We start from the raw sequence: 23,878 nt of genomic DNA, 5'->3' as shown, positions 1-23,878 counted from the left end.
ACGACCCATGGCCACGCAAGAAGACGGCAAGACCCCCAACTTGTCGCAGGAAGAGCAACACGACGTCGACAAGAACCAGCCGCCTCGCGCGGCAGTGCTGCACGAAATCATCCGTACCCAGGGCGATCAGGAACTGGAGCGCAGCGTCGCCGCTTTATGGTGGTCGGCGTTGGCCGCCGGCCTGACCATGGGCTTGTCGTTGATGGGGATGGGCCTGCTAAATTCACGGCTGCCGGACGGTGAAGGGTTCAAGGTGATTGCCAGCTTCGGTTACTGCGCAGGTTTTCTGGCGGTGATCCTCGCCCGTCAGCAGTTGTTTACCGAAAACACCCTGACGGCCGTGCTGCCGGTAATGAGCAAGCCCACCCTGAGCAATGCCGGGCGATTGCTGCGGTTGTGGACGGTGGTGCTAGTCGGCAACCTGTGCGGCACCTTGCTGGTGGCCTACGTGATGCTGCACTTGCCGATTTTCGACACCAAGACCGACATGGCCTTCCTCGAAATCGGCCGTAAGGTCATGGAAAACGACCCCGGCCAGATGTTCGCCAAGGGCATAATTTCCGGCTGGATGATCGCCACCATGGTGTGGATGATCCCGTCCATGGAAAGCGCGAAGATGTTCATCATCGTCCTGATCACCTACCTGATGGCGCTTGGGGATTTCACCCATATCGTGGTGGGTTCGGCGGAAGTCTCGTACCTGGTATTTGCCGGCGAACTACCGTGGAAGGACTTCTGGCTGATATTTGCCGGGCCGACCCTGGCGGGCAATATCATCGGCGGCAGTTTTATCTTTGCCCTGATCAGCCATGCGCAGATTCGCAGCGAAAGCAGCTTGCCGGGCAAAGCGGCTGCGGACCCGAGGCATCCGCAGCAGATCAACAAGGGTCAGTGAGGCTCAGGCGTGGCCTGGGGCTCGTCCCGGGTCACGCGCTTGACCAGCTTGCCGATGCTCAACCCCTGCAACAGGATCGACGACAGCACCACGATGTAGGTGATGCTCAGCAACAGGTCGCGCTCCGGGCCCAGTGGCAAGGCCAGCGCCAGTGCCACCGAAACCCCGCCGCGCAAGCCGCCCCAGGTGAGGATGCGGATGGTGCCGCGCGGCACTGTGCGCCAGCGGCGCAGCAGCAGGATCGCCGGGGCCACGGTCAGTAGGCGTGAGAGCAAAATCGCCACGGCCAGCAAACTGGCGGCCAAGACGTGCAGCCAGTTGAACGGCAACAGCAACAGCTCCATGCCGATCAGCGCGAACAGCAGGGCGTTGAGCATGTCATCAAGCAATTCCCAGAAGCCGTCCAGATAGCGTCGGGTCATGTCGTTCATCGCCAGCGTGCGGCCCAGGTTGCCGATGATCAGCCCAGCGACCACCATCGCAATCGGCGCTGAGACGTGCAGTTCGGTGGCCATTGCCGAGCCGCCGATCACCAGCGCCAGGGTCAGCATGACTTCGATCTGGTGTTGCTCGATGCTCTTGATCATCAAGTACACCAAGTAGCCGATCAGCCCGCCGAACACCACACCGCCAATCGCCTCATGGGCGAACAGCATGGCGGTGGCGCCCACGGTCGGTGTTTCGCCTAACTGCGCGATGCCCAGCAGCACGGTAAACACCACCACGGCCGTACCGTCGTTGAACAGTGACTCGCCGACAATGGTGGTTTTCAGCGGTTTCGACGCGTTGGCGGTTCGCAGCACACCCAACACCGCAATCGGGTCGGTGGGCGAAATCAGCGCGCCGAACAGCAGGCAGTAGAGGAAGCTCACGTGCCAGCCAAACAGGGCAAAGATGTAGTACGCCAAGCTGCCGATTACCACGGTGGCAATCAACACGCCGAAGGTCGCCAGCAGGCCGATGGGCCAGCGGTAACTGCGCAGGTCGTTCAAGTTGACGTGCAAGGCGCCGGCGAACAGCAGGAACGACAGCATCCAATTCATCAGCAGGTCGCCGAAGTCGATCTGGCCGATTAACTGCTGGATACGTTCTTCCAGGCCTGGGTAGCCGATAAAACTCAGGCCTTGCAGGAGCAGCGAGAACAGCAGGGCCGTGACCATCACACCGATGGTGGGCGGCAGGCCGATAAAACGGAAGTTCACATACGTGAGCAGGGTGGTGAGGCAAATGAAGGCGGCGACAAGTTCAAGCATCCGGGGTCCTTGGAAGGTGGAGTGAGCGTTAGTTAATGGGTGGATGGACCGCAGCAGTGGCGGGAGGTTGCAAGCCATGGGGCAGAAGGCCGGTAGAACCTTTTGCGGTGGCGTGGTTCATAGCGGTTAAGTGCGGCGTGGCATTTTTAGTGCTAAAACTCTAACCGCTGGCTAAAACTACAAAAGGAATCAGTAATGACGGTGGCTTTCTGGTGTGTGTTGATCGCAATTTTCCTGCCTTACCTGTGCACGGGTGTGGCCAAGTTCAGCGGCGGCAAGTTCGGCCCACGCCAGAACCACGACCCCCGCGGCTTCCTGGCCACGCTCGAGGGGTTCGCCAAACGCGCCCACAATGCGCAACTCAACAGCTTTGAAGTGACACCTGCGTTTTCGGCGGCGGTGATCATTGCGCACCTGGCCGGCACGGCCTCGCTGGTTACCATCAATGTGCTGGCGGTGTTGTTTATCACCAGCCGCTTGCTGTACGTCATTTGCTACCTGGCGGACTGGGCGATGCTGCGCTCGCTGGTGTGGGCGGTGGGCATGGCGTTGATTGCGAGTTTCTTTTTTGTCTCGATCTAAGGCTTAACGCAGCGAGCGGGCTTGTTTGTGGCGAGCGGGCTCGCCACAGCAAGCCCGCTCCCACACTTGATCTTCAGGTTCCGGCAGGCGCATCCGGCACCTGCGGCAACGCCGCGCCCTTCGGCCACAACATCCAGATCTGCCCCTGCTGCTTCATATTCCCGGCCAATTCCCCCGCCGCATCGCCGGTGCCCCAGAACAAGTCCGCGCGCACTTCGCCGATGATTGCCCCGCCGGTGTCTTGGGCGGCCACAGGTCGGGCAATCGGCGAGCCGTCAGGTTTGGTGGTCGACAACCATAGCAGGCTGCCGAGCGGGATCACTTTGCGGTCCACCGCCACGCTGTAGCCGGCCGTCAACGGCACATTCAGCGAGCCGCGTGGGCCTTCATTGCTGTCCGGGCGGGCACTGAAGAATACGTAGCTGGGGTTGCTCGCCAGCAGTTCGGGGATGCGCTGCGGATGTGCCTTGGCCCACGCACTGATCGCACCCATGGTCACGTCTTCTTTCTTCAGTTCGCCTTGCTCCACCAGCCAGCGGCCGATCGGGCGGTAAGGGTGGCCGTTCTGGTCGCCATAACCCACGCGCAGTTGGCGCCCGCTTGCCAGTTGAATGCGGCCCGAGCCTTGGATCTGCAGGAATTGCAGGTCCATCGGGTTGGTCAGCCAGGCAATCGGCTTGGCGCTGGAGCCTTGGCCGTTGATGGTGTTGGCGTCGTCATAAGGTTTGAGCACACGGCCTTCGAGGCGACCGCGCAGGCGCTTGCCCTTGAGTTCCGGGTAGATGCTTTCCAGGTTGACGATGATCAAGTCATCCGGCACGCCATACACCGGCACATGGGCAGTGGCGGTTTCGGTCAGGCTGCCGGGGTACACCGGTTCGTAGTAGCCGGTGATCAAGCCGTTGGGCGTGTTATCGGCCGAACGCAGGCCGAACACATCCAGGCGCTCTTTGAGGAAGCTGCGCACCGCCGGGGCATTACCCGGCACGGTCGCCGCCGCCGCACATGTCGCGCCCCAGGTCGGATCAGCCTTGAGGCGTTGGCAAGCGCTGCGCCAGGATTCAAACCCGGCCAACAGGTCGCTGTCGGAAACAGCCGGCAGCGCGTCCCACGGTGCATTTACATAGGTGGCGACGGCATGAGGTTTAACGGTTTCATCTTTGCCGGCGTCTTTGCCGCCATCGCAACCGGCCAGCAGTGCAATCATCGGCAGAGCCCAGGCCAGGCGGCGGCTCCAAGGTTTCAAGGTGACATTCATACACGCAATTCCTGAAGCGATTGCCCGTGCCGTAGCGCTTTTGGGCAACCCTTATTAATAATAGGGCTATTGGCCTTTACGGGCGGGGCGAGGATACTGGCCGCCGTTTTCCGTGACCTTGAAGCCATGATGACCTTTAAAAAACTGACCCTGGTATTGCTGGCCTGCCTGACCTTGTCCGCCTGTGGCGGTGTTGATCCGAACTCGCCCTTGGGTCAGCGCAAGGCGATTTTCAAACAGATGCTCAAGACCGGCGAAGACCTGGGCGGCATGTTGCGTGGGCGTCTGCCGTTCGACGGCGCGAAGTTCGCCGAAGGCGCGGTCAAGCTCGATGCGTTGTCCCACGAACCGTGGAAACATTTCCCGAGCGTGCGCGAAGAAGATCACACCAGCGCCAAGGACAACGTGTGGCAGCAACAGGCACGTTTCCAGGAACTGGCCCGAAACCTTGAAACGGCCACCGGTGAATTGGTGATCGCAAGCCAGGTGCAGCCTTACAAGGCCAGCAATCTGGGGCCTGCGGTGCAGAAAGTCGAAGATGCCTGCACGGCTTGCCATAAACAGTTTCGGGACCACTGACCGGGCTTACTGGTCGAGTTCTTCGACGGCGTCCTGCAGTTCTTTGCGCGACTGGGCGAGCTTGTCTTTGCGCTTGTTGATCTTGTCCGCATCGCCCTTTTTCATGGCTTTGTCGAGGTCGGCCTGACGGCGGCTGACTTCGTGCTTGGCGTCGAGCACTTTGTTTTCACGCTCTTTACGCAAGGACGCGTCGGTGCAATGGGCGGTGACTTCACTCAGGGCTTTTTCCAGGCCTGCCTGTTGTTCGCTGTTGCCATGGGCCTTGGCTTGCTCGATCTGGGTGCTGATGGCTTGGCGCTTGGCGGCGCAGCCGGCCAGGGGTTGTGCATCTTCAGCGGCCAGCAGTGGCGTAGTCATGAAGCTTGCGACGGTGAGCAAGGCAAGCGGGGCAAGGAATTTCATGTGAGGCTCCAGAAACGCAATTAAATGGCAGGGTGAATTCTGCCGAGGGTTAGAGGTGGCAAGGCCGGGTTTAAAACCCTTCAACCCCCGCCACGCGTAATGTTTCAGCCAAAGCCTGTACCTGCGGGTCGCGAAAAAAAGCGCTCAGTTGCGCTGCGCGGCCCGGGCCGATGCCGTCGGTAGCCAGCCAGGCCTGGGTGTCTTTGGCGACCAGGCTCTGCCAGCCGCCAGCCAGGTCGTTACGTGCCGAAGGCGGTACGCCCAGGGCTTTGAGCCATTGTGCAAAGGGCCGTTGCCGCGCGCTTTGAAGGCTGTTGAGCAATCGCGCACGGCTGCGATCACCGAAGCCCTCAATGTTAGCAAGCTCTGCCGCATCCAGGGTCAACCAATCGAGAATGCCTACGATTAGACCCGCCTGGATCAAGGCGTTCCAGGTCTCGCGGCCGATATGCGGCAAGGACAAGCCCTGGCTGCCGCTTAACCAGGCCAGGCGCGCCAGCAATTGTTCCTCACAACCGGGGTCCAGTTGCCAGCAGCTCAACGCGTGAAAGTCCCGTGCATCGGGCGCTTGGACCTGCACCCTGGTTTCATTGCGCAGGATCACCTGCTCCAACTGTGGGATCACTTGGCCGGCAAGGCTGATGGACACCTGATCGCCGGGCCGGATATCCAGCGTTTGCCAGCGTTTCAGCGAGCCGACGCTGACGCGGCTGATTTGCCGATCGTCCAGTTGTACCGGCTCCAGTTCCAGGATAGGTGTAATGCGCCCGGTGCGGCCGATCTTGAACTGTACCTTGCGCACCAGCGCCAGCGCCTTGGCGGCCGGGTACTTCCAGGCGACCGCCCAGTAAGGCGTGCTGGCTTGCCAGCGTTTGGCGGGTGCGCGCAACGCTTGGTGCAATACCACGCCATCGCTGGCGAAAGGCAGTGGGTGGTTGTACCAGTACGTGCGCCAGTGCGCGGCATCGGTGATGTTTTGGATAGGCTGGCTGTAGCGACGGCTGTCGGTAAAGCCCCAGCGCGCCAAGGTGTCCAGGCGCTCGGTGAAGTCGGTTGGGCCGTCAGGCCAGGCCCAGACGAATAAGCCGATCCTCGCGGCCTCGGTATCGCTCAGCTGCCGGCGGTTCATCAAGCCGGCCACTTTGCTGCGTGCATTCAGCCCGCCATCGGTTGACTGCACATGATCGTCGAGGCGCCAGTAGAGTTCGCCTTGCAGCACCAGGTTGATGGGCTCAGGCAGTTGCTGGAGGATGCCGGGGATCTGCCGTGCGGCAGTTGACCAGTCCTGGCCGAGCAGGCCATTACCTCGGCTGATAAGTCGGCTCAACCGGCCCTGGCGATAGACCAATGTCACTGCAACGCCGTCGACCTTGGGTTGAACCCACACGTCTCGGCGTGTCCTGAGCCAGTCATCGACTGCCTGCTCATTCAACAGCTTTTCCAGACCGGTATGAGCGACCGGGTGCGGTTGCGTACCCCGTGAACTCGCCAGAGGGTTGTCAGCCGCCTTTGGCGTTTGGGTGAAACATTGGCGCCAGTGAGCCAGGCGCAGGCGGGCCTGATCGTAGAGCTCGTCGCTGACCGGGGATTGGCCAAGTCGGTGATAGCTGTCATCCCACAGCTTGATCTGTTCAGCCAGAGTGTCGACCTGTGAGCGGGCTTCTTCGGGGCATTCTTCGGCCCACGCCAAAAAAGGTAGGGCGCTGAGTAAAAGCGTAATCAGTAAACGCACGATGAGCATCCTTGCTCGAGAAGGGTGCCCAGCCTAAGTGATCCACACCGCCATAAAAAAGCCCCGCCAGTGCGGGGCTTTTTACCGGGTGTTTCAGATTACTTGAACAGACCGCCCAGTGCTTTCACGGTGTCGTTCTTATCGGCCTTAGCTTCCTGTGTTTGCTGCTTGGCGTCGACTTTGGCTTGGGTTTCAGCAAGTTTGTTGCAACCTTTGTTGACCTGGTCCTGCGCTGCTTTAAACGCCTTCACTTTCAGGGTGTCGTTCGCGGCTTCGGCGGCATCGATCTTGGTTTGCAGGTCTTTGGCTTGCTGCTGGCAGTTGCCGGAGTTGCCGCCCAATTGGGAGCTCAGGGCGCCACTCAATGCGCTCAGGTCGGCGGCATGCGCCGGCAGGGTGAACAGGCTGAGCAGAAGGGCGGCAGGGGCGAGCGTGGAAATGCGCATGAAAACCTCAATGTTCGATTGCCTGCGCGTTTATCTGTCCCGGGCTGGCGCAGGGCAATATCCAAGTAAGGTGAAGGGCCCGAGAGGGCGCGGATTCTAGAGGGCCATTATTTGGCCTGCAAGCATTGGATCCAAAAACATGAGCGTCGCCGGTTAATCATCCGGCAATAAAAAAGCCCCGCCGGTAAACCGACAGGGCTTTGTGTACCGCGAGCGATTACAGACCGGCAGCCGTGCGCAGGTCGTTGGCGCGGTCGGTTTTTTCCCAGGTAAACGTGGTGAAGGTGTCGTCGCCGACAGTCTTCTGTGCAGGCGTGCGACCGAAGTGGCCGTAGGCTGCAGTTTCCTGGTACATCGGGTGCAGCAGGTCGAGCATGGTGGTGATCGCGTAAGGACGCAGGTCGAAGATCTCACGCACCAGCTTGACGATCTTGTCATCGCTGATCTTGCCGGTGCCGAAGGTATTCAGCGAGATCGACGTAGGCTGGGCCACGCCGATAGCGTAGGAAACCTGGATTTCGCAACGCTCGGCCAGGCCGGCCGCGACGATGTTCTTGGCCACGTAACGACCGGCGTACGCCGCCGAGCGGTCAACCTTGGACGGGTCTTTACCCGAGAACGCGCCACCGCCGTGACGGGCCATGCCGCCGTAGCTGTCGACGATGATCTTGCGGCCGGTCAAACCGCAGTCGCCCACTGGGCCGCCGATGATGAACTGACCGGTCGGGTTGATGTGGAACTGGGTGTCTTTGCTCAGCAGTTCGGCAGGCAGTACGTGCTTGACGATCAGCTCCATGACGCCTTCGCGCAGGTCGGCGTAGGAAACATCCGGGTTGTGCTGGGTCGACAGCACAACCGCGTCGATACCCACGACTTTGCCGCCTTCGTAACGGCAGGTTACTTGGGACTTGGCGTCCGGGCGCAGCCATGGCAGCAGGCCGGATTTACGCGCTTCGGCTTGGCGCTGCACCAACTGGTGCGAGAAGGTGATCGGCGCCGGCATCAGTACATCAGTTTCGTTGCTGGCGTAGCCGAACATCAGGCCCTGGTCGCCGGCACCCTGATCTTCAGGCTTGGCACGGTCCACACCTTGGTTGATGTCGGGCGACTGCTTGCCGATGATGTTCATCACGCCGCAGGTCGCGCCGTCGAAGCCGACGTCGGAGCTGTTGTAGCCAATGTCAGTGATCACGTCACGGACGATCTGTTCCAGGTCGACCCAGGCGGTGGTGGTGACTTCGCCGGCGATGATCGCCACGCCCGTTTTCACCAGAGTCTCGCACGCCACACGGGCGAACTTGTCTTCAGCAATGATGGCGTCCAGCACCGCGTCAGAAATCTGGTCGGCGATTTTGTCCGGATGCCCTTCAGACACGGACTCGGAGGTGAAAAGGGAGTATTCGCTCATCTCGATGTTTTCCTGATATTTACCGATGGTGAGTGTCGCCAGCCGGCCGCTGAAAATGGCGGACCTGAATCTGGAAACCATTACGTAAACCTACATAGAGGCTTTCCCCGGGAACGAGTCCCGCAGCGGTGGCCCAACGGGCCAGATCGTCCTGTTCAAAACCCAACCAGAGATCACCGCAGGCCTCCTTGGCCCAACTCTGGTTGTGGCTGCATAAATCTGTGACCAGCAGGCTACCGCCGGGTTGCAGCAAATTTGCCATCTGCTTGAGGGCGTCGGCAGGGGCGGCGAAATGGTGCAAGACCATGTTCAGCACCACGCAATCGGCCCGCAGGCTGGTGTCATTCAACGCGTCCGCCAGCTGCAGGCTGACGTTGCCCAGTGCTTCGCGCTCACAGAGCTGGCGCGCCAGTTCGAGCATCGCCGGGCTGTTATCCAGCGCGGTGACGTGCGCAAAGCGGCGTGCCAGTTCTGGCAGGAAACCGCCATCACCAGGGCCGACTTCCAGCGCCGTGGCCTCATCACTGAAGCCTAGCTTGTCCAACAGTGCCAGTACGCTTTCGCGGTACTGCGGCAACCCTGCGATCAAGTCCTGCTGGGCGCGAAACTTCTCGGCGACCCGTGAGAAAAAGTCCTGGCTGGCAGCGGCGCGTTGCCCGTGGACTTGGCTGATGCGCGACTGCACTTCAGTCGGCAGGCTCAAGTTGTCCACTTCTTCGAGCAGGGCGGTGTGCAGCTTGCCGCCGAGCAGTTCAGTGTGGGGCAGGGCGCGGCGGTAAAAAATCGCATTGCCTTCACGGCGAGTAGCCACCAGATCGGCCTGGGCCAAGACCTTGAGGTGGTGGCTCATGCCGGACTGGCCGATGGCGAAGATCTGCGCCAGTTCCAATACACCGAAAGAGTCGTTGGCCAGTGCGCGCAATACGTTCAGGCGCAACGGATCACCAGCGGCCTTGCACAAGGCAGCCAGCTCATCGCCGTCGTCGGAACGTAGGGAGGGCACGGGTAGGTTCATAAGGCCAGCAGTCTAGTGACGGGTGGAACTCCCCGCAAGACCAATATCAAAAAGTTTTGATATTGGTCGATAATCGGTAGTTATGAGCAGCCGCTATAACCTTTAGACGAAGCCGGGGCGCTTTTCTGCAAGGGAATGCCGGGCAAACCGCAGGAAAAACACCTACAAGTGACTATCTATCATTGCCCGCAGGCGGTGGCTGAGGGAAAATGCCGGTCCTTTTTTCCGTTTCTTTTATTCAACCCCCTAGGAGATCAGCGATGCCCAGCCGTCGTGAGCGTGCCAACGCCATTCGTGCCCTCAGCATGGATGCCGTGCAAAAAGCCAACAGCGGCCATCCCGGTGCCCCGATGGGCATGGCGGATATCGCCGAGGTACTTTGGCGTGACTACCTGAAACACAACCCGAGCAACCCGTCGTTCGCCGACCGTGACCGCTTCGTGCTGTCCAACGGCCATGGCTCGATGCTGATCTATTCGCTGCTGCACCTGACCGGCTACGACGTCACCATTGATGACCTCAAGAGCTTCCGCCAGCTGCACAGCCGCACCCCGGGCCACCCGGAATTCGGCTACACCCCAGGCGTCGAGACCACGACCGGTCCCCTGGGCCAAGGCCTGGCCAACGCCGTGGGCTTCGCCCTGGCTGAAAAAGTATTGGGCGCGCAGTTCAACCGCCCTGGCCACAACATCGTCGACCACCACACCTACGTGTTCCTGGGTGATGGCTGCATGATGGAAGGCATTTCCCACGAAGTCGCTTCCCTGGCCGGCACCCTTGGCCTGGGCAAGCTGATCGCTTTCTACGATGACAACGGCATCTCCATCGACGGCGAAGTCGAAGGCTGGTTCACCGACGACACCCCGAAGCGTTTCGAAGCCTACAACTGGCAGGTGATCCGCAACGTCGACGGCCACGATCCGGAAGAGATCAAGACCGCCATCGACACCGCGCGCAAAAGCGAGCAGCCGACCCTGATCTGCTGCAAGACCACCATCGGCTTCGGCTCGCCGAACAAGCAAGGTAAAGAAGACTGCCACGGCGCCCCACTGGGTGACGCGGAAATCGCCCTGACCCGCGAAGCACTGAAGTGGAACCACGGCCCGTTCGAAATCCCGGCTGACATCTACGCCGAGTGGAGCGCCAAGGAAAAAGGCCTGGCGACCGAAGCCGAGTGGGACCAGCGTTTTGCTGCCTACTCCGCCGAATTCCCGGAACTGGCCAACGAACTGGTGCGCCGCCTGGCCGGTGACCTGCCTGCCGACTTCTCGGAAAAAGCCTCGGCCTACATCGCCGAAGTCGCGGCCAAGGGCGAGACCATCGCCAGCCGTAAAGCCAGCCAGAACACCCTGAACGCCTTTGGCCCATTGCTGCCGGAAATTCTTGGCGGTTCGGCTGACCTGGCCGGTTCCAACCTGACCCTGTGGAAAGGTTGCAAAGGTGTCTCGGCTGAAGACGCCAGCGGCAACTACATGTACTACGGCGTGCGCGAGTTCGGCATGAGCGCCATCATGAACGGCGTGTCCCTGCACGGCGGCCTGGTGCCGTACGGCGCAACCTTCCTGATGTTCATGGAATACGCACGTAACGCCGTACGTATGGCCGCGCTGATGAAGAAGCGTGTTATCCATGTGTACACCCACGACTCCATCGGCCTGGGCGAAGACGGCCCGACGCACCAGCCGGTCGAGCAACTGACCAGCCTGCGCACCACGCCGAACCTGGATTGCTGGCGCCCAGCCGACGCGGTCGAATCCGCCGTGGCCTGGAAGCACGCCATCGAGCGTAAGGACGGCCCTTCGGCGCTGATCTTCTCGCGCCAGAACCTGCAGCACCAAGTGCGTACCGACGCGCAGATCGCTGCGATCAGCCGTGGTGGCTACGTGCTCAAGGACTGCGTTGGCGAGCCGGAGCTGATCCTGATCTCCACCGGTTCCGAAGTGGGCCTGACCGTTCAGGCGTACGACAAGCTGACTGCCCAGGGCCGTAACGTGCGCGTTGTGTCCATGCCGTGCACCAGCCTGTTCGAAGCCCAGGATGCTGACTACAAGCAATCGGTTCTGCCGTTGCAGGTCAGTGCGCGTATCGCCATCGAAGCGGCTCACGCCGACTACTGGTACAAGTACGTGGGCCTGGAAGGCCGCGTGATCGGCATGACCACCTACGGTGAGTCGGCGCCGGCGCCAGCGTTGTTCGAAGAGTTCGGCTTCACCCTGGAAAACATCCTGGGTCAGGCTGAAGAGCTGCTGGAAGACTAAGTCAGTCTGCGTTGTTTGCACTGGCGCTATCGCGGGCAAGCCCGCTCCCACATTTGATCTCGGTCTAAGGTGGGGGCGGGCTTGCCCGCGATGGCGTCAGAACATTCAACTCCGAACTAACATTGATCGAGAACCCCATGCCCCAACCGCGTCCCTACAAAGTTGCACTCAACGGCTACGGCCGCATTGGTCGTTGCGTCTTGCGTGCTCTGTTCGAGCGAGGGGCGGCGGCCGGGTTTGAAATTGTGGCGATCAACGATTTGGCCGACATGGCCAGCATCGAATACCTGACACGCTTTGACTCCACCCACGGCCGGTTCCCCGGCGAAGTGCGGGTTGAAGGCGATTGTCTGCATATCAATGGCGACTGCGTGAAAGTCTTGCGCAGTGCCACCCCCGAGGGCATCGACTGGGCGGCGCTGGGCGTCGACCTGGTGTTGGAATGCTCCGGTGCTTACCACACCCGTGCCGATGGCCAGCGTTTTCTCGACGCCGGCGCACCGCGTGTGTTGTTTTCCCAGCCGATGGCCAGCGAGGCGGATGTCGACGCCACCATCGTCTACGGCATCAACCAGGATTGCCTGACCGGCGCCGAGCTGCTGGTGTCCAACGCCTCCTGCACCACCAATTGCAGCGTGCCGCTGTTGCGCCTGCTGGATCAGGCGATCGGCCTGGATTACGTGTCGATCACCACGATTCACTCGGCGATGAACGACCAGCCGGTCATCGACGCCTATCACCACGAAGACCTGCGCCGCACACGCTCGGCGTTCCAGTCGGTGATTCCGGTGTCTACCGGCCTGGCTCGCGGCATCGAAAGATTGTTACCGGAACTTGCCGGGCGAATTCAGGCCAAAGCCGTACGCGTGCCGACAGTGAACGTGTCGTGCCTGGATATCACCATGCAAACTGTCAGTGACACCGATGCCACTGAGGTCAACCGGATACTGCGCGACGCCGCCACCAGCGGCCCGCTCAAGGGGCTTTTGGCCTACACCGAGTTGCCGCACGCCAGTTGTGATTTCAACCATGACCCGCATTCGGCCATTGTCGATGCCAGCCAGACCCGCGTTTCCGGCCCACGGCTGGTGAACATCCTGGCTTGGTTCGACAACGAATGGGGGTTTGCCAACCGAATGCTGGATGTTGCCGAACATTATCTGCACATCGCCTCTGCTAAATCAGCCCTTTAAATCAGCCAATTCAGGAACTGCGACCCATGACCGTGTTGAAGATGACCGACCTCGATCTGCAAGGTAAGCGCGTACTGATTCGCGAAGACCTCAACGTCCCAGTCAAGGACGGTGTTGTCACCAGCGATGCGCGAATCCTGGCCTCGCTGCCGACCATCAAGCTGGCCCTGGAAAAAGGCGCGGCCGTGATGGTCTGCTCCCACCTGGGTCGCCCGACCGAAGGTGAGTTTTCCGCCGAAAACAGCCTCAAGCCGGTCGCTGACTACCTGAGCAAGGCCTTGGGCCGCGATGTGCCGCTGGTGGTTGACTACCTGGGTGGCGTCGACGTTAAGCCTGGCGACATCGTGTTGTTCGAAAACGTGCGCTTCAACAAGGGCGAGAAAAAGAACAGCGACGAACTGGCCCAGCAATACGCGGCCCTGTGCGACGTGTTCGTGATGGACGCCTTCGGCACCGCGCACCGCGCTGAAGGCTCGACCCACGGCGTGGCCAAGTTCGCCAAAGTCGCCGCTGCTGGCCCACTGCTGGCTGCTGAACTGGATGCACTGGGCAAAGCCCTGGGCGCTCCGGCCCAGCCAATGGCCGCCATCGTTGCCGGTTCCAAAGTCTCCACCAAGCTGGACGTGCTCAACAGCCTGAGCCAGATCTGCAACCAGCTGATCGTCGGCGGCGGCATTGCCAACACCTTCCTGGCGGCTGCCGGCCACCCGGTGGGCAAGTCACTGTACGAACCGGACCTGCTCGACACCGCCCGCGCCATCGCTGCCAAAGTCAGCGTACCGCTGCCGGTGGACGTGGTGGTTGCCAAGGAATTTGCTGAAAGCGCCGCAGCCACCGTCAAGCTCATCGCTGACGTGGCGGCCGACGACATGATCCTGGACATCGGCCCGCAAACCGCAGCCAATTTCGCTGAGTTGCTGAAGTCGTCCAAGACCATTTTGTGGAACGGCCCGGTTGGCGTGTTCGAGTTCGATCAGTTCGGCAACGGCACCAAAGTACTGGCGCACGCCATTGCTGAAAGCTCGGCCTTCTCCATCGCCGGTGGTGGCGACACCCTGGCGGCCATCGATAAATATGGCGTTGCTGACCAAATCTCCTACATTTCTACCGGTGGCGGCGCGTTCCTCGAATTCGTCGAAGGCAAAGTTCTGCCAGCCGTTGAAGTGCTGGAAACCCGAGCCAAAGGCTAAGGCTCGTGATCCGGAAAAGGAGCATTCCCATGATCAAGTCGTTGGCACTGGTGATCGCAGCGGGCCTGTTGGCCGGCTGCGGCAGCACGCCAAGCGCTAAGCCTGCGGGCGCAGAGTCTGCGCCGGGGCAGAAAAAGAGCTGCTACCAGGCTGACTGGCAAGCCGAAACCATGCCGGTGATCAACAAGCGCATCGGCAACGAACGGCTGGAGCAATACGGCGCCGCGCCCAACGGTCAGGAACAGGGTTGCCCCTGACGGGTCTGATCAACTAACCGACAGCAGTGGCGGCCCTTGGGCCGTCGTTCGAGGATTGGCAATGAAAGGCGTTTTCGCCCTGGCAGCCCTGGCTTTATTGGCCGGTTGCAGCAACATGAACATGTTCAACAAGGCAGAGCCTGCCGACAAGTGGACCACTTGGACCTGCGACAGCAAGGCCGAGGTCAACTGGCGCTTTGCCAACCAGGCTCGTTCCGAAGTGGATGTACGCCTCGGCGGTTCGGACCAGGTTTACCGTCTTAAAGAAGACGTTGCCGCCTCGGGCGTGCTGTACAGCAACGACCAGTTGGCGTTTCACACAAAAGGTGAAGAAGGCCTGATTTACTGGGTCGCCACCGATGATTTGATCGGGCGAGGCTGCAAAGCTCAGTGAGAACACTATCTCAAGATAAATGAGATCTAAATGTGGGAGCTGGCTTGCCTGCGATTGCGGTGGGTCAGCAAAACAAATGTTGTCTGATCTGCCCCTATCGCAGGCAAGCCAGCTCCCACATTGATCGGCTTTTTCAGTGGCGTTAGCACACGGCCATGCCAGCAATAACGATTCAGCAGGCCAAGCCTTAACCCCTTGATCTGCAATAACTTGAATAGCAGCCGCCGCTACGGCAGGCTTGCACGATTAACGACCCTCGATCGGGAGAGACAACACAATGGCACTTATCAGCATGCGTCAAATGCTGGACCACGCAGCCGAGTTCGGCTACGGCGTCCCAGCTTTTAACGTCAACAACCTTGAGCAGATGCGCGCCATCATGGAAGCCGCTGACAAGACCGACTCCCCAGTGATCGTCCAGGCTTCGGCCGGTGCCCGCAAATACGCTGGCGCGCCTTTCCTGCGTCACCTGATCCTCGCCGCGATCGAAGAATTCCCGCACATCCCGGTGTGCATGCACCAGGACCACGGCACCAGCCCTGACGTGTGCCAGCGCTCCATCCAACTGGGCTTCAGCTCTGTGATGATGGACGGCTCCCTCGGCGAAGACGGCAAGACCCCAACCGACTACGAGTACAACGTACGCGTTACCCAACAAACCGTGGCCATGGCTCACGCCTGCGGCGTTTCGGTTGAAGGCGAACTGGGCTGCCTGGGTTCGTTGGAAACCGGTATGGCCGGCGAAGAAGACGGTATCGGCGCCGAAGGCGTGCTGGATCACAGCCAGATGCTGACCGACCCGGAAGAAGCCGCTGACTTCGTCAAGAAGACCCAGGTGGACGCCCTGGCCATCGCCATCGGCACCAGCCACGGCGCCTACAAGTTCACCAAGCCGCCTACCGGCGACGTGCTGGCTATCGACCGTATCAAGGAAATCCACAAACGCATCCCGAACACACACCTGGTGATGCACGGTTCTTCCTCGGTACCGCAAGAGTGGCTGGCGATCATCAACCAGTACGGCGGCGACATCAAAGAAACCTACGGCGTACCGGTTGAAGAAATTGTCGAAGGCATCAAGTACGGCGTGCGCAAGGTCAACATCGACACCGACCTGCGCCTGGCGTCCACCGGTGCGATGCGTCGCCTGATGGCTACCAACCCGAGCGAATTTGACCCACGTAAATTCTTCGGCGCCACCGTGACCGCGATGCGTGATGTATGTATCGCGCGTTATGAAGCGTTTGGTACGGCCGGTAATGCTTCGAAGATCAAGCCGATCTCCTTGGAAGCGATGTACCAGCGTTACCTCAAAGGTGAGTTGAACGCTAAGGTGAACTGAGCCTAAGGCGTTTGAAAAGAAGCCCGCAGCGATGCGGGCTTTTTTGTTGCTGGGATTTGATCAGGCCGCGTCAGGTGTATCGAAGCCGCGGTGCTCAATCACCCGGAACACATCACTCACGTCCTGCACCAGAATGCGCGCGGTGTTGGCCACGTTGTTCAGGTCGCGCTCGGCGAAGTCCGGCAGGCTGGAGCAGGCGATCAGGTTGAGGTGTTCGAGGGCGGCGTTGAGGCGTTCGCGCAGGCAGGCGTGGAGTTCAAGCAGTGGGGCGTCGCTGTCGATTAACAGTACGGGGTAATCGGTTGCGGTTTCGGTGCATGGGGTGAAGCGGCGGGGTGGCAGTTGTGGCGTCATGGCAAATATTCCTCGTATCTAAAAAGGACTACCGCCGTTCGCTGCGAAACGAATGGGTGGCAGCTGTGTGCGGGTTCGCAGACCGAGGATACGAGGAACCCGGCAGACCCGAAGGTCTCCCACACACAGCCACCATAAAATAAACGCCGGGCGCCGAAGCGTCGTCGTTGCATTCATGCTGCTTGGTTACACACGTATCGTTAGGGCTGCGAAACCCTATCGCCAGGCAATGCCAGCGACGGGGGGAACTATAAGCGCCGATCTGGCTTGCCGCAACGGTCGTGTAGGACGAGCACTTAACCCTCAACCGACGCAGGGCAACTGTGGGAGCCGGGCTTGCCCGCGATGGCGGTGTGTCAGCCGCCGCAAAGACTGGCTGATCCACCGCCATCGCGGGCAAGCCGGGCTACCACAGGGACTGGCGGTGCGTTTAAGAGGTTGGATCACCCCATGAATTGTCCTTGGGTTTGCCGGACATTACCTACGAATCGAAACGCTCCTGAGTTGTTTGCAGTCGGAACTGTCCTGAATACTAATAAGTTGATGTTCCGGCGGCGCTACAGCCTTTCTGTTTTATTGGTAGGTCATTGAAAGTGCGCTTTTATCGGCCTTGGATCATTTAAGGTGAGGCCTTGATGATGTTCAATGATGGAGCGTTGATGATGGGTTTTATTAAAGCCGCTGGCGTTATTCTGGCGTTGGCAGCCGCAGGGTCTTTTGCATGCGCGGAAAGTCGGATATTTACCGCCTCTATTGATGATAAAGGCCAGGTCACTGCGCAATCGCCCCAGTGGCTGAAAGAGGTAAAGTTGACTGCGCAGCCTGATTACTTTTCGGAGTACAAAGTCCGCTTCGTGCCCGGCGTCTTTAAACAGCCGCCACGCTTCTGTTCGGTCTCGGTAACCGATGTCAGTACCACTGAGCATGTGTTCTATGGTCATGCGAAGTTGGGCAGTGTGCCCGCGATCAACTACGTGAATGTCTTGACCCTCAAGGTGGGCGATAATAACCCTGCCGGTGATTCATCGATGGGCTTCATGTTGATATGCATTGAATAACTTTCTGTCACTGGCAGGCGTTGGTAGGGCTTCCTTTAGGAGGAGGGTAGGTCACTAAAAACGTGGCTGCCATGCGCTTATTATTTGGTTTTATCAACTGTCAAACTTACCAGTTGTTTTTCAGTGCCGGGTCTCTATGTTCATCGTGTAAACCACCCTGGTTTAAGCATGGTCGCAAGGTGAGGTGCAGGATGCCGCCCAGATATCGCGTACTTTCAGTAGCGCTTGACGGATATTATTCGGACTTTTTTACGGACAGGCTTGAAGATGAGCTGGGCTTTGATCCAGTTAATCCAGCAAACGTTGCCTACGCCAAATATAATAAGCCCTATGCTCGATTTCAATATTTGGGCGGCTTTGGTCTGGCGGTACCCGCCACTGCATTGCCCGTTACGCCACAGCCTGGCGATAAGTGGGACGTTGATATTCAAAATTTAACAACGGGTAGTCCTTCGGCGGTTTTTAATTATTCATACACCTTTTTGTCGGGCAGTGTGGGCCGGTCACTGCGTACATTGGTGGGTATGCCCGCTATGCAAGTGCTCGGTCCGGGCCTAATTGAAATCAACGCTTCATTCACATCAAACGCCGCCAATACGGTCTATATTTTCCAGCCTAAACAGATAACGTTGGTAGCGCCGTAATGATAACGTTCAGGCTAACAAACCATTACGTAGAGATACATCGACCTGTTGGAACTTGGCTGCTTACGTAATGCGAACCCCTATGGGGGCGATGAAAGCCCGCCCCACAGTTGGTCGGCTATGCAATGATCATTGGGTTCAAAGGTTGAGGCTTATGTCGATTGAAGCCTGGCTTACTCGTGATCAATATCCAACTTCGCAAATGTCACCCGCGCGCCTTCTTTATTGTCCCCACTGTTGTCTTGCACATACGCCCCCGCCTTGAAATACAACGGTTTGGCGCCCCACGCGGCACCGATGCGTTCATTCCACTGCCCGTCAGCGGCCTCCACACTCAGCAAGCCGGCCTTATTGAGGTTGATCACATAGGTAAAGCTCTTCTCCAGCGGCACATTGGAGGCCACGATAACCACGCGGCCTTCGTCTTCATCCGGGCGCATGCGCACCTTGGCGATGATGTTGCCAGTCTGGGTTTTTTCCTTGAATTGGTATTCCAGTTTGATCAGCGGTTTTTGGCTGTCATAGGCGTGGATCTGGCCGATCACGACTTTGCCGGAAGAGGGCACCTGATTGACGGCCAGGGTTGCGCGCAGGAAGTTGTCGGCGTCGGGGTAGGTCCAGTTACGCAAACGCCCGTCGGCGTAGGTTTCGCGCAGTTCGCTGCGCGGGTAAACGGCGTTTTCGGTGCGGGTACCGGTCACCGGTGTCCAGAATTGCACGTTGCTGCCTTCGGCCTGGAAATACTGATCCTTGAAGCCGCTAAGCAGTTTCGGCGTGTCGATGGTCGCGGGCGGCGAGCCGACCGGAATGCTCAGGTTCCAGGTGGAAAGGTCGATCATGGTGTTGGCCTTTTACAGAGGGTGAAGGCTTTGGCCCGAGGGCCTTGCAGGTTCTTTATAGGCGGTGATCGTCCGGTTGTTAAACGATTACTGGCAATTTATTGGCGTCAGAGGAGTGCCAAAAAGCCATGTTTCCCATGAACCGTGGCCTGTAGGGCTTGACCGTTAGTCGGCTTCCAGGGCTTTGGCGCAATGATGGCACCCACGTCACTTCTGCTTTTTTGGAACCGGGGCTAGAGTGAGGCCTCATTGTTTGTCCGGTTTTTATATCAGAAGTGACCGGTGCAGCCCCTCAAGGAAGAGACGTAGCATGGATTGCGCTCCACACCCAGGCGATGGCAGTTCGGTACTCTTGGTGGTAGATGACTACCCGGAGAACCTCGTCAGCATGCGTGCGCTTTTGCAGCGTGAAGATTGGCACGTGATGACTGCAGCGTCGGGGCTTGAAGCCTTGGAGCTGCTGCTGGCGCACGAAATCGACCTGGTGTTGCTGGATGTGCGCATGCCCGGCATGGACGGCTTCGAAGTCGCCCGCCTGATGCGCGGCAGCCAACGTACGCGCATGACGCCGATTATCTTCCTGACCGCCCACGCCCAATCGCCCGCCGCGGTGCTGGAAGGCTATGCCAGCGGCGCCATCGATTACCTGTTTAAACCGTTTGACCCGCATATTCTCAAGCCCAAGGTGCAAGCCCTGCTGGAGCACCAGCGTAACCGCCGGGCCTTGCAGCGCTTGAGCCATGACCTGGAATCCGCGCGAGCCTTCAATGCCTCGGTACTGGACAACGCCGCCGAAGGCATCCTGGTGGTGGGCGAGGGCAGTGTGATTGAGTACGCCAACCCGGCAGTTTCGCGGCTGCTTAACGCCACGATGGCGGAGTTGCAGGGCGAGAGCTTCCTGAGTTTCTTGCAAAAGCCCCATGTGCCCGCCTGGCTGGGCTTCCCGATGTACGAGGCGTATCGCAAGGGTGAGACGTGGCGCCAGCACGACGCCATTTTGCGCACCGGGCGCGGCCAGCAGGTGCCGGTGGCGTTGTCCTGCGCGCCCTTGCCCGCCGAGCAGAAGGCCATGGTGGTGACGGTGCTGGACATGTCCGAGGTGCGCCACCTGCATCAGCAACTGGAGTTCCAGGCGGTGACCGACCCGTTGACCGGGCTGCTGAACCGGCGTGGCTTCCACCAGGCGGTGGAGAACATGCTGCTGCGCAGCGAGCGTAACGAGTTGTCGCTGGTGTTGCTCTACCTGGACCTCGACGGTTTCAAGCGGGTCAACGACTCGTTGGGCCACGATGCTGGGGATCGGGTGCTGCGCTGGGTCTCGGAGCAGATGCAGGCGTGTCTGCGTTCCTACGACATTCTCGGGCGCATGGGCGGGGATGAATTCACTGCATTGTTAGAGCTGGAGTTCCCGGAGCAGGCGGCGAAAATTTCGGAAAAACTGATCGAGCGCGTGTCTGTGTGCCAGCAGGTCGACGGTTTGGATGTAATGCTCGGTGTCAGTATCGGCATTGCGACCTTCCCGGACTGCGGCTCGGATTTGAACGGCCTGCTGCGCGCGGCGGACATCGCCATGTACGAAGCCAAGCGCGCGGGGCGTCAGCAATATCGCTATTACGATCAGGAAATGAACGGCCGCGCCCGCTCGCGCCTGATGCTTGAAGACAGCGTGCGTACCGCGATTCAGAACAAGGACTTCACTTTGGTGTACCAGCCCCAGGTGTCGCTGGAGGACGGGCGTTTGCGCGGCGTCGAGGCGCTGCTGCGCTGGCAGCACCCGAGTGTCGGCGATGTGCCGCCGGGCCTGTTTTTGCCGCTGTTGGAAGAGGCGCGGCTGATCAGCCAGTTGAGCGCCTGGATCTACCAGCAAGTCGCCGCCCAACGGCAAGCCTGGCAAGCGAGTTTCCATGAAGAGCTGGTGCTGAGCGTGAGCTTGAGCAGCAGCCAGTTCAACATGCCCAACCTGGCCAGCCAGCTGCAGCAGGTACTCGACCGACATGGGTTGCAGGGGCGGCAGTTGGAGGTGGAAATCAGTGAAGACAGCCTGATGAGTAACCTTGAAGAAACCAACAAGCAGTTCAAATTATTGCGTCAGGTCGGCGTGCGTATCGCGCTGGATGACTTTGGTTTGGGGCAGTGTTCCCTGGCCCACCTGCGTGACCTGGAGTTCGACACGCTCAAGCTGGACCCACAACTGGTGGCGCGCCTGCCGGGCTCGATGCGGGACGCGGCCATGGCCCGTAGCATCATCCAGCTGTGCGGGCATTTTGATGTGCTGGTGATCGCCGAGGGCGTGGATACCCTCGAACAGTCGCAGTGGCTCAAGGCCAATGGTTGCTCATTTATCCAGGGGCCGTGGGCGGCGCAGCTGCTGCGGCCTGAGGAAATGGCCGATTGGTCCCACCCTGGGCCGCTTTGAATTCGCTACACTGGCGGCCATTCGAACCTTGTTGCTGAACTCATGACCGCGCTGAAATACCTCCAGGCCTACCCCGCAGCTCTTCAGGAACAAGTGCGCCAGATGATCGCCAAGGACCAGTTGGGCGCCTATCTGGAACAACGTTACCCCGAACGCCATGCGGTGCAGAGTGACAAGGCGTTGTACAGCTACGCCCTGGCCTTGAAGCAGGAACACCTGCGTAACGCGCCGGCCATCGACAAAGTGCTGTTCGACAACCGCCTGGACCTGACTCACCGCGCGTTGGGCCTGCACACCACGATTTCACGGGTGCAGGGTGGCAACCTCAAATCCAAGAAAGAGATTCGTATTGCCGCACTGTTCAAGGAGGCGGCGCCGGAGTTTCTGCGCATGATCGTGGTGCACGAGCTGGCGCACTTCAAGGAATCGGACCACAACAAGGCGTTCTACAAACTCTGCGAATACATGATGCCCGGCTACCATCAGGTGGAATTCGACCTGCGGGTGTACCTCACGTATCGCGACTTGCAGGGCAAGCCCTAACCTCAGTAGGCGATCAAGCATGGACGTGAGCAAGACCAAAAGCAGTTTCTACCGCCGCCTGTATGTGGCGTACCTGATCGACAGCGGGCAAGCCAGCAGCGTCCCGGCGTTGACCGACGCCACCGGCATGCCTCGGCGCACGGCGCAGGACACGATTGCCGCGCTGGCCGACCTGGATATCGTGTGCGAGTTCGAGCAGGAAGACGGTGCGCGCAACCATGCCGGGCACTATCGGATTCGCAGTTGGGGGGCGATTGATCGGAAGTGGATCGAGGCGAACCTGGCGGGGATCAAGCAGGTGTTGGGTTATCCCTGAATGTGGCGGTGATTGGGCTGACGCTTTCGCGAGCAAGCCCGCTCCCACATTCGACCGCGTTTCAAAGGGTGTACACGGTTAAATGCGGGAGCGGGCTTGCTCGCGAAAAGGGGCTCAAGCGCGCCGCATACCAATATGTGGAATATCATCTTCCAAATATTGCTCACCCTCCACCACAAACCCATACCGCGCGTAATACCCCTGCAAGTGCGCCTGGGCTGACAGAAAGATCGGCGTCTCAGGCCAGATATCTTCAATGCGCTTGAGGGCCTCTTCCATCATCTGATGGCCCAGCCCGGTGCCGCGTGCCACTGGCGCGACGATCACGCGGCCGATCACCACATCATCGTCCTGGGTCTGCGGGTCCAGCAGGCGCAGGTAGGCCACCAGTTCGTCATCTTTCCAGGCCATCAAGTGGTGGGTATCGCCCGAAAGGTCCTGCCCGTCGAGGTCCAGGTAAACGCACTGCTGTTCAACGACAAAGACCTCGCTGCGCAGACGCAGAATGGCGTACAGCTGTTCCTTGCCTAAGTCATCGTGATGCTTGCAGACCCAATCAACCGTCATGGTGTGCTCTCTCAATTAATGGCTGTTGCCGATAGTAAGCGCGACGGGCCCCCCTGTCTAAATTCGTCATTTTTGTGAATGGCGTCAATTTGCCATCATTCAGTGCAATCCCCGCTGAGTTCTTTGTGTAATCTGCAATACAGGCTCATTGATGAGCTACTGTTATCAGGCCACTGCCTGCCCGCCAAGGACTTTAAGCATGCCGCGATTTTCTCGTGCCGTTGCTTTGATAGGAGTGTTGCTGCTGACCACGCCTGCGGTCGCACAACGTCTGCGCCTGGTAGCGGATGCCTGGCCCCCGTTCACCGATGCCACCTTGGTCAACGGTGGGTTGGCCACCGATATCGTCAGCACCGCCTTGGCTCGCGCCGGCTACGCCAGTGATTTCGAACAGGTGCCCTGGGCGCGAGCGCTGATGGGCGTGGGCGACGGGCGTTATGACGTGCTGGTCAATGCCTGGTACGACGATTCACGCACGCAATTGGGGCAGTTTTCCGCGGAATACCTGTTGAACCGTGTGCGCTTTATCAAGCGCCGCGACGATCCCATCGATTATCAGAGCCTGAAACAACTGCACGACCAGCCCATCGCGGTGGTGCGCGGTTATGCCTACTCGGCGGCCTTCGACCAGGATGCGCAGTTGCAGAAAGTGCCGGTGCATAACTTTGCCATGGCCGTGCGCATGCTCGCGGCGCAGCGCGTAAAGCTGACGCTGGAAGATGAATATGTTGCGCGCTATTACCTGGCGCGCGAATCGCCCCGGGTGCGCAATACGGTGGAGTTTTTACCCAAGCCGCTGAGTGAGAACAGCCTGCATATTCTGGTCAGCCTGAAGAACCCTGAGCATGAGCAAATTGTCGCCAGTTTCGACCGGGAGATTGCCAAGATGAAGGTCGATGGCAGTTATGCGCGGTTGATGAAGGCGCACGGGATGTAG

The 23,878-nt window shown here is 59.6% G+C and carries 25 protein-coding genes; 15 read left to right on the top strand and 10 right to left on the bottom strand.

All coding sequences use genetic code 11. The features are described from left to right. Positions 1 to 7: 7 nt before the first annotated feature. Positions 8 to 895, top strand: coding sequence for a formate/nitrite transporter family protein (locus tag ACI77I_RS00670; RefSeq protein WP_094949120.1), 888 nt, complete (start codon positions 8 to 10; stop codon positions 893 to 895). Here the strand turns inward: ACI77I_RS00670 and ACI77I_RS00665 are convergent. Then, on the bottom strand, positions 889 to 2,148 hold the full coding sequence (locus ACI77I_RS00665; protein WP_094949119.1) for a sodium:proton antiporter: 1,260 nt from the start codon (positions 2,146 to 2,148) through the stop codon (positions 889 to 891). The genes ACI77I_RS00670 and ACI77I_RS00665 overlap by 7 nt on opposite strands. A 195-nt stretch (positions 2,149 to 2,343) precedes the next feature. On the opposite strand from ACI77I_RS00665, the gene ACI77I_RS00660 reads away from it, so the two are divergent. Further along, on the top strand, positions 2,344 to 2,730 hold the full coding sequence (locus tag ACI77I_RS00660) for an MAPEG family protein (protein WP_094949118.1): 387 nt from the start codon (positions 2,344 to 2,346) through the stop codon (positions 2,728 to 2,730). Between the two features lie 73 nt (positions 2,731 to 2,803). Here the strand turns inward: ACI77I_RS00660 and ACI77I_RS00655 are convergent, their stop codons facing one another. Continuing rightward, positions 2,804 to 3,988, bottom strand: coding sequence for a murein transglycosylase A (locus tag ACI77I_RS00655; protein ID WP_242153203.1), 1,185 nt, complete (start codon positions 3,986 to 3,988; stop codon positions 2,804 to 2,806). A gap of 129 nt (positions 3,989 to 4,117) precedes the next feature. On the opposite strand from ACI77I_RS00655, the gene ACI77I_RS00650 reads away from it, so the two are divergent. Beyond that, positions 4,118 to 4,567, top strand: a complete 450-nt coding sequence (locus tag ACI77I_RS00650; protein WP_263274132.1) for a cytochrome c — start codon at positions 4,118 to 4,120, stop codon at positions 4,565 to 4,567. 6 nt (positions 4,568 to 4,573) lie between these two features. Here ACI77I_RS00650 and ACI77I_RS00645 read toward each other — a convergent pair whose 3' ends face one another. From ACI77I_RS00645 to ACI77I_RS00625, 5 genes are all read right to left on the bottom strand, one after another. After that, complete coding sequence (locus ACI77I_RS00645) at positions 4,574 to 4,969, bottom strand: DUF1090 domain-containing protein (protein ID WP_094949115.1); 396 nt, start codon at positions 4,967 to 4,969, stop codon at positions 4,574 to 4,576. 70 nt (positions 4,970 to 5,039) lie between these two features. Continuing rightward, positions 5,040 to 6,710, bottom strand: a complete 1,671-nt coding sequence (gene ligB, locus ACI77I_RS00640) for an NAD-dependent DNA ligase LigB (protein WP_406996794.1) — start codon at positions 6,708 to 6,710, stop codon at positions 5,040 to 5,042. A gap of 89 nt (positions 6,711 to 6,799) precedes the next feature. After that, positions 6,800 to 7,147, bottom strand: a complete 348-nt coding sequence (locus ACI77I_RS00635; RefSeq protein WP_094949114.1) for a DUF1090 family protein — start codon at positions 7,145 to 7,147, stop codon at positions 6,800 to 6,802. Positions 7,148 to 7,364: 217 nt separating this feature from the next. Next, complete coding sequence (gene metK, locus ACI77I_RS00630; protein WP_083356355.1) at positions 7,365 to 8,555, bottom strand: methionine adenosyltransferase; 1,191 nt, start codon at positions 8,553 to 8,555, stop codon at positions 7,365 to 7,367. A 19-nt stretch (positions 8,556 to 8,574) separates the two neighbouring features. Continuing rightward, positions 8,575 to 9,570, bottom strand: a complete 996-nt coding sequence (locus ACI77I_RS00625) for a metalloregulator ArsR/SmtB family transcription factor (RefSeq protein WP_242153192.1) — start codon at positions 9,568 to 9,570, stop codon at positions 8,575 to 8,577. A gap of 260 nt (positions 9,571 to 9,830) precedes the next feature. On the opposite strand from ACI77I_RS00625, the gene tkt reads away from it, so the two are divergent. The 6 genes from tkt to fba all read left to right on the top strand — a co-directional run bounded on the left by tkt (position 9,831) and on the right by fba (position 16,204). Next, positions 9,831 to 11,828, top strand: coding sequence for a transketolase (tkt, locus tag ACI77I_RS00620; RefSeq protein ID WP_094949112.1), 1,998 nt, complete (start codon positions 9,831 to 9,833; stop codon positions 11,826 to 11,828). A 137-nt stretch (positions 11,829 to 11,965) separates the two neighbouring features. Beyond that, positions 11,966 to 13,021, top strand: coding sequence for an erythrose-4-phosphate dehydrogenase (gene epd, locus ACI77I_RS00615; protein ID WP_242153189.1), 1,056 nt, complete (start codon positions 11,966 to 11,968; stop codon positions 13,019 to 13,021). Positions 13,022 to 13,047: 26 nt separating this feature from the next. Beyond that, the gene (locus ACI77I_RS00610) at positions 13,048 to 14,211 is read left to right on the top strand and encodes a phosphoglycerate kinase (protein WP_242153186.1); all 1,164 of its coding nucleotides are present in this window, start codon (positions 13,048 to 13,050) and stop codon (positions 14,209 to 14,211) included. 29 nt (positions 14,212 to 14,240) lie between these two features. After that, positions 14,241 to 14,468, top strand: a complete 228-nt coding sequence (locus ACI77I_RS00605; RefSeq protein WP_094949109.1) for a hypothetical protein — start codon at positions 14,241 to 14,243, stop codon at positions 14,466 to 14,468. Positions 14,469 to 14,529: 61 nt separating this feature from the next. Beyond that, on the top strand, positions 14,530 to 14,862 hold the full coding sequence (locus tag ACI77I_RS00600) for an MliC family protein (protein WP_094949108.1): 333 nt from the start codon (positions 14,530 to 14,532) through the stop codon (positions 14,860 to 14,862). A 277-nt stretch (positions 14,863 to 15,139) separates the two neighbouring features. After that, entirely contained in the window at positions 15,140 to 16,204 is a 1,065-nt protein-coding gene (gene fba / locus ACI77I_RS00595) for a class II fructose-bisphosphate aldolase (protein ID WP_003177554.1), read from the top strand. 60 nt (positions 16,205 to 16,264) lie between these two features. Here the strand turns inward: fba and ACI77I_RS00590 are convergent, their stop codons facing one another. Then, complete coding sequence (locus tag ACI77I_RS00590) at positions 16,265 to 16,558, bottom strand: fructose-bisphosphate aldolase (protein ID WP_406996793.1); 294 nt, start codon at positions 16,556 to 16,558, stop codon at positions 16,265 to 16,267. A 635-nt stretch (positions 16,559 to 17,193) separates the two neighbouring features. Between ACI77I_RS00590 and ACI77I_RS00585 the strand changes: the two genes are divergently transcribed. Both ACI77I_RS00585 and ACI77I_RS00580 read left to right on the top strand, forming a co-directional pair. Beyond that, positions 17,194 to 17,616 carry a hypothetical protein gene (locus tag ACI77I_RS00585; RefSeq protein WP_406996792.1) on the top strand — a complete coding sequence of 141 codons (423 nt, stop codon included), beginning with the start codon at positions 17,194 to 17,196 and terminating at the stop codon, positions 17,614 to 17,616. Positions 17,617 to 17,807: 191 nt separating this feature from the next. Then, the gene (locus tag ACI77I_RS00580; protein ID WP_406996791.1) at positions 17,808 to 18,260 is read left to right on the top strand and encodes a hypothetical protein; all 453 of its coding nucleotides are present in this window, start codon (positions 17,808 to 17,810) and stop codon (positions 18,258 to 18,260) included. 173 nt (positions 18,261 to 18,433) lie between these two features. Here the strand turns inward: ACI77I_RS00580 and ACI77I_RS00575 are convergent, their stop codons facing one another. Continuing rightward, positions 18,434 to 19,099 (bottom strand): polysaccharide lyase family 7 protein, encoded by a 666-nt coding sequence (locus tag ACI77I_RS00575; RefSeq protein WP_406996790.1) that lies wholly within the window; start codon positions 19,097 to 19,099, stop codon positions 18,434 to 18,436. Between the two features lie 310 nt (positions 19,100 to 19,409). Between ACI77I_RS00575 and ACI77I_RS00570 the strand changes: the two genes are divergently transcribed. The 3 genes from ACI77I_RS00570 to ACI77I_RS00560 are packed head-to-tail and all read left to right on the top strand — an operon-like array spanning position 19,410 to position 22,374. Beyond that, positions 19,410 to 21,515, top strand: a complete 2,106-nt coding sequence (locus ACI77I_RS00570; protein ID WP_406996789.1) for a putative bifunctional diguanylate cyclase/phosphodiesterase — start codon at positions 19,410 to 19,412, stop codon at positions 21,513 to 21,515. A gap of 42 nt (positions 21,516 to 21,557) precedes the next feature. Further along, a complete protein-coding gene (locus ACI77I_RS00565) occupies positions 21,558 to 22,058 on the top strand; it encodes a M48 family metallopeptidase (protein ID WP_094949103.1) in 501 nt (166 codons plus the stop codon). A gap of 19 nt (positions 22,059 to 22,077) precedes the next feature. Then, positions 22,078 to 22,374 (top strand): helix-turn-helix domain-containing protein, encoded by a 297-nt coding sequence (locus tag ACI77I_RS00560; protein ID WP_094949102.1) that lies wholly within the window; start codon positions 22,078 to 22,080, stop codon positions 22,372 to 22,374. A gap of 114 nt (positions 22,375 to 22,488) precedes the next feature. Here the strand turns inward: ACI77I_RS00560 and ACI77I_RS00555 are convergent, their stop codons facing one another. Beyond that, positions 22,489 to 22,941 carry a GNAT family N-acetyltransferase gene (locus ACI77I_RS00555; RefSeq protein ID WP_094949101.1) on the bottom strand — a complete coding sequence of 151 codons (453 nt, stop codon included), beginning with the start codon at positions 22,939 to 22,941 and terminating at the stop codon, positions 22,489 to 22,491. A gap of 199 nt (positions 22,942 to 23,140) precedes the next feature. Between ACI77I_RS00555 and ACI77I_RS00550 the strand changes: the two genes are divergently transcribed. After that, the gene (locus ACI77I_RS00550) at positions 23,141 to 23,878 is read left to right on the top strand and encodes a substrate-binding periplasmic protein (RefSeq protein ID WP_406996788.1); all 738 of its coding nucleotides are present in this window, start codon (positions 23,141 to 23,143) and stop codon (positions 23,876 to 23,878) included.

The sequence above is a fragment of the Pseudomonas sp. D47 genome (assembly GCF_045447305.1).
Taxonomy (GTDB): Bacteria; Pseudomonadota; Gammaproteobacteria; order Pseudomonadales; family Pseudomonadaceae; genus Aquipseudomonas.
The sequence above is the reverse complement of the archived record's forward strand: the minus strand, read 5'-3'. Positions and strand labels throughout refer to the sequence as shown.